This is a genomic window from Corallococcus llansteffanensis (genome assembly GCF_003612055.1).
Taxonomy (GTDB): Bacteria; Myxococcota; Myxococcia; order Myxococcales; family Myxococcaceae; genus Corallococcus; species Corallococcus llansteffanensis.
In genome coordinates this window covers 1-469 of record NZ_RAWB01001172.1, presented here as the reverse complement: position 1 = coordinate 469, position 469 = coordinate 1, and the positions used below count along the sequence as shown (strand labels likewise).

Below are 469 nucleotides of genomic sequence, written 5' to 3'. Positions count from 1 at the left end.
CCACTGCTCCAACGGGGGATGAAACGTGGTGTGCGCTCACAATACGCTTCGTATGCCCGGCCGAACTCGGCCAGCGCATCTCGCTCCTCAGTCAGCGCGAGATGAACATACATCCAGACCAGCACTGGAAACATGATCAGCGTGAGCAACGTCGGCCACTGCAGCAGGAAGCCGAGCATGATCAGGACAAACGCCACATATTGCGGATGGCGCATGCGGGTATAGAGTCCACCGGTGGCCAGACGGTGCTGCTGCTGCGCCAGATACAGCACCCGCCAGGCGGAAGCGAGCATGATGAAACCACCGAAGATCAGCAGGTTGCTTAGGATGTGGAACGGCCCGAAATGCGGATTAGCGCGCCAGCCGAACATCACCTCCAGCAAATGCCCCGCGTCGTGAGAGAGGAAATCGATACCGGGAAAATGCTTGCTCAACCAGGGCAGCAACAAGTAGATCGTCAGTGGGAACC

The 469-nt window shown here is 58.4% G+C and carries 1 protein-coding gene; it reads right to left on the bottom strand.

Annotation, left to right across the window (positions count from 1 at the left end):
- A partial coding sequence (locus D7V93_RS43975) for a methyltransferase family protein (protein ID WP_147451730.1) occupies positions 1–469 on the bottom strand: 469 nt, incomplete at both ends.